This is a genomic window from uncultured Arthrobacter sp. (genome assembly GCF_902805515.1).
Lineage (GTDB): Bacteria > Actinomycetota > Actinomycetes > Actinomycetales > Micrococcaceae > Arthrobacter_D.
On sequence record NZ_CADCTE010000171.1, the window covers coordinates 1 to 6,067 of the forward strand.

A 6,067-nucleotide genomic window follows, 5' to 3' on the forward strand; every position below is an offset into this window, starting at 1 on the left:
GGGGGTGCTGAGCCAGTCCGTCAATGGCGCGCGGCGGGGGTTCCGCTGCTGGCTCTACCCCTCCCAGTATGCGGTATGCATTCCTGCATTAGGGTAGCGGCGAAATTCAGGGGGCCGGAATCAGGAATCCTTCGAGCACCAGCCGACCCGCCATGGCGAGCAGGTCCGGCACGAAATCCGGACCGTCCTCACCGAGCAGGACGGCCAGCGCTCCGGCGATCTGGCCGGCGGTCAGATCCCCGTCGCAGGCGGAGACGAACCCCGCGAGCTCCGTGCTCAGCAGCGTGGTCCGCCGCAGGCCGGCGCCCTGCCGGAGCAGGATCACGCCGGGGTGCTCGGCACCGGGACGCTGGTGGCGTTCCTCAGTGACGTCCCCGGCCACCAACAGGTACTCCCAGTTCAGGTCCCGGCCCGGCGCTTGCTGGTTCGTCCGATTCGGGTTTGCCACGTTTTGGTCCGGCCCCGTCAGGTCCGGCGCGGTCAGGTCCGGCCCGTTTTCGTCCCTCCCGGTCAGATCCGGTTGCGTCCCGGCGCCGCCGGGGGCAGCCGACGCCAGCCAGTCGCCGCGCTCGACGGCGGCCCCCAGGTGGGGGCCCAGGGGTTGTTCCACCTCGTGGGTGATCTCCTCGCACCGCACCCAGGCGGGGGCACCGCCCGGGGTGCGGCGCAGCCAGATGTACCCGAAGCCGACCGAGTCCACGGCGCGGGAGGCGAAGTCACCGAGGTAGTCCGCGTACCGCTTGAAGTACGCCGCGCGGTCCCGGTTCTCGGCGGCGTCGCGCAGCCAGGTCTCCGCGTACTGCAGCGGGGACTGGACCTCGCGCTGGATGATCCAGGCATCGGTGCCCTCCGGCAGCCACTCCCGGAGCCGCTCATCCCACTCCCGCCCGGCGGGGATTTCCCAGTTACCCAGCAGCTGGGCCGTGCCGCCCTCGGCGAGGACCCCGGGCAGGCTGGCCAGGAGCCCCGAGACGATGTCGTCCCCGGGCAGGCCGCCGTCGCGGTAGGTGAACTGGTCCTCGGGGGACTCTTCGGTGGACCGCGGGGTGATCACGAACGGCGGGTTCGACACCACGAGGTCGAACCGCTGCCCGGCCACCGGTTCAAGGAGGCTGCCCAGGCGCAGCGAGACGCGCGCGTCGAGGGCGCCCGGATCGATCCCCAGCGGCCCCGCGTTGAGCAGCAGGTTGAACCGGGTGAAGGCCAGGGCCCGCGGCGAGATGTCGGTGGCGGTGACATGCTCGGCGTGGGAGAGCAGGTGGAAGGTCTGGATGCCGCACCCGGTGCCCAGGTCAAGGGCCGTGCGGACCCTGGGGCGCACGGTGATCTGCGCCAGGGTCAGGGACGCCCCGCCGATGCCGAGCACGTGGTCGTGGCGCAGAACCCCGGGGCGCTGAAGGGCGCCCAGGTCGCTGGCCACCCACAGGTCGCCGTCGGCGTCCGAGGAGTAGGGGCGGAGTTCGACCGCGGCGCGCCGGAGCGTGTCCGGCACCGGGGCACCCACCGGGTCGATCAGCCGCAGGGCCTGAAGCCCGTCCGCGCCGGTGATCGGGAAGGCGAGGTCGAGCTGGTCCTGGGTGAGGGTTCCGCCGACGAGCCACAGCAGGATCGGCACCACCAGCGGCGAGGGGGCAGCGGCGCGGAGTTCCTCCTCGCACACCAGGAGCACCGGCACCAGCTGGTCGCGGTTCAGGGCCGCGTACGCCTCCTGCCCGACGAAGTCCGCCACCCCGCCGACCGTGTAGTTCAGCGCCGCGAGGTCGGCGGCCAGCGACTCGAGCAGGCCCGGGTGCAGCACCGACGGTGCGTCGGCCACATCTGCGTCGAAGCCGCCCACTATGCGGCTCCGGCGGCTGTCGCCTCGGCTTCGTCCGTCTCGCAGCCCTGCGGGCAGCGGAGCGTCTCGGGGCGGGCGGCGCAGTCGGCGCAGTACAGGGTGAGGTTGCGGCAGGCGGAGTTGGAGCAGTTCTCAAACTTGTTGGTCGGGGCCGTGCAGCGGACGCACTTGCCGATGGTCACGGCGTCGCTGCTGAACTCAAGGTGCATGCGTTTGTCGAATACATACAGCGATCCCTCCCAGAGCCCCTTGTCGCCGTAGGTCTCTCCGTACCTCACGATGCCGCCCTGGAGCTGGTAGACCTCACTGAAGCCGCGGTTGAGCATCAGGCTGGAGAGCACCTCGCAGCGGATCCCGCCGGTGCAGTAGGTGACGATCGGCTTGTCCTTCAGGTCGTCGTACTTGCCCGAATCGAGCTCGGCGACGAAGTCATGGGTGGTGGACACGTCGGGCACGATGGCGCCCTTGAACCGGCCGATCTGCGCCTCGAGCGCGTTGCGGCCGTCGAAGAAGACGACGTCCTGGCCCTGGCTGCGCTTGGCGTCCACGAGTTCATGGAGTTCCTCGGGCCGCAGGTGGGTGCCGCCGCCAATCACGCCGTCCGGCCCGACCTTCAGTTCGCCGGGCGCGCCGAAGGAGACAATCTCTTCGCGGACCTTCACGCTCAGGCGCGGGAAGTCCCCGGCTCCGCCCTCGGACCACTTGATATCCATCGTCTTGAACGCCGGGTACTCGCGGGTGGCCTTTACATACCGTTTGACGGCGTCCAGGCTTCCGCCGACCGTGCCGTTGATACCGTCCTTGGAGATCAGGATGCGCCCGCGCAGCCCCAGGCTCTCGCAGAGGGCCCGCTGCCACAGCCGGACCGCTTCCGGATCCGGCAGGGGCGTGAAGGCGTAGTACAGGACGATCCGGTTCAAAGGCACGGGTTAAAGCGTACGTTGTGTCTCAAAATCGTCACTGTCCGTCGGGACTGTGTTTTTTGGCCCCTCCTGCATCTATCGTCAGTGCATGGGAACACAAGGAAGCAACGATCTCCTCTCCACCTGGATCACGGGGTGGGCCACCTGCCGGGGCTATGACCGGCAGGATGACGGGCGCACCACCTCCGTGGTGCTCACGGACAAGGACGGCCGCGACGAGCATTTTCTCTATGAGCCGTCGGAGGAGCTCCTGCTTCAGGTGGCAGCGGAGACCAAGGCCGACCCCAACCGGGTGCTGACCGTGGCCACCAACCGCATGGAGGACCTGCTCGCCGTCACCCGGCCGCTCTCGCTGCAGGTGGTGGACCGGCAGGCCCTCATGAGCGCCGATATGGCCGACCAGGACGTCGAGGACCCCACGACGCCCGACGGTTTCGTGCTGGTGCGCCACGACGAGCCGGGCTGCCGCCGCGTCGAGGTCACCTTCGACGGCCAGCCGGCCGCCCGCGGCGCCGTCTCCGTCGTCGGCGACTTCGCGGTGTACGACGGGATTGAGACGGAGCAGGAATTCCGCCGCCGCGGCCTGGCAAGCTTCGTCATGCGCGCCCTGACCGCGGCCGTGCTCGAGGACGACGTCCGCATCGGCCTGCTCATGGCCACCACGGACGGGCGCGAACTGTATTCGTTCCTCGGCTGGAAACAGCTGGCCGACGTGTTCATCCTGAGGGGATAACCGCCGTCCATGTGCCGCCTGCCTCGGGCGGGTGGAAGAATTGTGGGGTGGCACTGCACGATTCCCTCATCCCGCTGCTCGGCGGAGGAGCACAACCGGAGCAGCTGCTGCATGTCCGGGAGATTCCCGCCCGCCGGGCCGAGCACGAGCCGTGGCCGGCCTGGGCCCACCCGGACGTGGTGGACGCCTATGCCTCCCTGGGCGTCCGCGAGCCGTGGCGCCACCAGGTCCGCGGCGCCGGCCTTGCGCACTCCGGGGCGCACACCATCATCTCCACGGGGACCGCCTCCGGGAAGTCGCTGGCCTACCAGCTGCCGGTCCTCGACGAGATCCACCGCAGCGAACTCGCCGACCAGTCGACCCTCGCGCCGGCAGGATCCGTCGCTCTGTACCTGGCGCCGACCAAGGCGCTCGCGGCCGACCAGCTCTCCGCCATCGAGGCCCTGAAGCTGCCTACCGTCCGCGCCGCGACGTACGACGGCGACACCGACCCCGGCGCCCGCCGCTGGATCCGCGACCACGCCAACCTTGTACTGGCCAACCCCGACATGCTCCACTACGGCGTCCTGCCCAACCATCCAGCCTGGGCACGCTTCTTCCGCCGGCTTCGGTACGTGATCATCGACGAGGCCCACAGCTACCGCGGGGTCTTCGGCTCGCACGTGGCCAACGTGCTGCGCCGGCTGCGGCGGATCTGCGCCAGTTACGGCTCCTCCCCCGTCTTCATCGGCGCCTCGGCGACCTCGGCCGAACCGGCGGCGTCATTCAGCAGGCTCATCGGCGCGCCGGCGCAGGCGGTCACCGAGGACTCCTCCCCGCACGGCTCCACGACGGTCGCCTTCTGGGAGCCGCAGCTGACCGAACTCCGCGGTGAGAACGGTGCCCGCTCGCGCCGCACGGTGATCGCGGAGACCTCGGACCTGCTGGCGAACCTCGTCTCGGCCCAGGTGCGCACCATCGCGTTCATCAAGTCCCGCCGCGGCGCCGAAAGCATTGCGGCGACCTCGCGGCGGCTGCTCGAGGAGGTCCACCCGAGCCTGCCGGGCCGGGTCGCTGCCTACCGGTCCGGGTACCTTCCCGAGGAGCGCCGGGCGCTTGAGGCCTCCCTGCGCAGCGGCGAGCTCCTGGGCGTGGCCAGCACCTCGGCCCTGGAGCTGGGCATCGACATCTCCGGGCTGGACGCGGTGCTCGTGGCCGGCTGGCCCGGCACGAGGGCATCGCTGATGCAGCAGATCGGCCGGGCCGGCCGCTCCGGGCAGGACGCCCTGGCGGCGTTCGTGGCCAGCGACGACCCGCTCGACACCTACCTGGTGCATCACCCCGAGGCGGTGTTCGACGTCGCCGTCGAGGCCACGGTGTTCGACCCGTCCAATCCCTATGTGCTGGGCCCGCACCTGTGCGCGGCGGCTGCCGAACTGCCGCTGACCGATGCCGACCTCGGGCTGTTCGGCCCCTCCTCCCCCGGCCTGCTCGGCCAGCTGACGGACCAGGGGTACCTGCGCCGCCGGCCCGCCGGCTGGTTCTGGACGCACCCGCAGAGCGCCGCGGGAATGGTCAACCTCCGTGCCGACGGCGGCGGGCCGATCAGTATTGTCGAGGCCGGGACGGGGTCCCTGCTGGGCACCATGGATTCCCCGCAGAGCCACTATCAGGCCCATCCGGGCGCGGTGTATGTGCACCAGGGACGCACCTATGTCGTGGAGAGCCTCAACGAACAGGACCACTGCGCGGTGGTGTCCCGGGCCAGCCCCGACTATTACACCCAGGCCAGGGACGTCACCCAGATCGAGGTGATCGACCGGGGCGAGGCCGAGCAGTGGGGCGAGGTGCTGGTGAACTTCGGGGATGTGTTGGTGACGACCCAGGTGGTGTCCTTCCAGCGCAAGGCGTTTGCCTCCAACGAGATCCTGGGCGAGGAACCGCTTGAACTCGGCGCCCGCGACCTCTTCACCAAGAGCGTGTGGTTCGAGATCGACAACGAGCTGCTGCAGAAGGGCGGGATCTCCGCCGAGGAGCTTCCGGGCGCCCTCCACGCCGCCGAACATGCCGCGATCGGGCTGCTGCCCCTCGTCGCCTCAAGCGACCGCTGGGACATCGGCGGGGTGTCAACGGCCCTCCACGCCGACACCGGGCTCCCGACGATCTTCGTCTACGACGGCCACCCCGGCGGGGCGGGATTCTCCGAGCGCGGATTTCAGGCCGCCCGGGTCTGGCTGGCCGCCACCCGTGACGCCATTGCCGCCTGCGAATGCTCCGACGGATGCCCCTCCTGCGTGCAGTCCCCCAAGTGCGGCAACCGTAACAATCCGCTGAGCAAGGCCGGGGCGGTTCGGCTGCTGTCCCTGATCCTGGCCGGGTCGGCGGAGGCGCCGGTGGAAGCAGGGGCCGCGGTTCGTCCCGGGGGCGAGTAGGGCGGCGGACGGACCCACGCCTCAGGGCAAACCCCCTTCCGCCGCGTTGACACTGCCTCCGCTACCGCTGTCGACACAGGGTCCGCTACGGCGGCGGGCGGAGCGGCGGCGGGCGGGCCCGCTGCGGGGGCGGGCCGGCCCTCGCGGCCCCGGTGGCCGCCGG

Annotated in this window: 4 protein-coding genes; 2 read left to right on the top strand and 2 right to left on the bottom strand. The window is 70.5% G+C overall.

Annotated elements, in window-relative coordinates:
• Window positions 1-106: 106 nt before the first annotated feature.
• Window positions 107-1,837: a methyltransferase gene (locus QZX79_RS15615; protein ID WP_294569663.1), complete on the bottom strand. Its 1,731-nt coding sequence runs from the start codon at window positions 1,835-1,837 to the stop codon at window positions 107-109.
• Window positions 1,837-2,763 carry a rhodanese-related sulfurtransferase gene (locus QZX79_RS15620; RefSeq protein WP_294569665.1) on the bottom strand — a complete coding sequence of 309 codons (927 nt, stop codon included), beginning with the start codon at window positions 2,761-2,763 and terminating at the stop codon, window positions 1,837-1,839. Before QZX79_RS15620 ends, QZX79_RS15615 begins: the two co-directional genes overlap by 1 nt.
• An 85-nt stretch (window positions 2,764-2,848) precedes the next feature.
• Here QZX79_RS15620 and QZX79_RS15625 point away from each other — a divergent pair, with 85 nt between their 5' ends.
• Together QZX79_RS15625 and QZX79_RS15630 are read left to right on the top strand one after the other, a co-directional pair.
• Window positions 2,849-3,493, top strand: a complete 645-nt coding sequence (locus tag QZX79_RS15625) for a GNAT family N-acetyltransferase (RefSeq protein ID WP_294569667.1) — start codon at window positions 2,849-2,851, stop codon at window positions 3,491-3,493.
• Window positions 3,494-3,540: 47 nt separating this feature from the next.
• A complete protein-coding gene (locus tag QZX79_RS15630; RefSeq protein ID WP_294569669.1) occupies window positions 3,541-5,904 on the top strand; it encodes a DEAD/DEAH box helicase in 2,364 nt (787 codons plus the stop codon).
• The last annotated feature ends 163 nt before the right edge of the window (window positions 5,905-6,067 follow it).

Bases quoted from the DNA above. Each gene is read 5' to 3' on its own strand.
- QZX79_RS15625 (WP_294569667.1), top strand. From the start codon at position 2,849: ATGGGAACACAAGGAAGCAACGATCTCCTCTCCACCTGGATCACGGGG.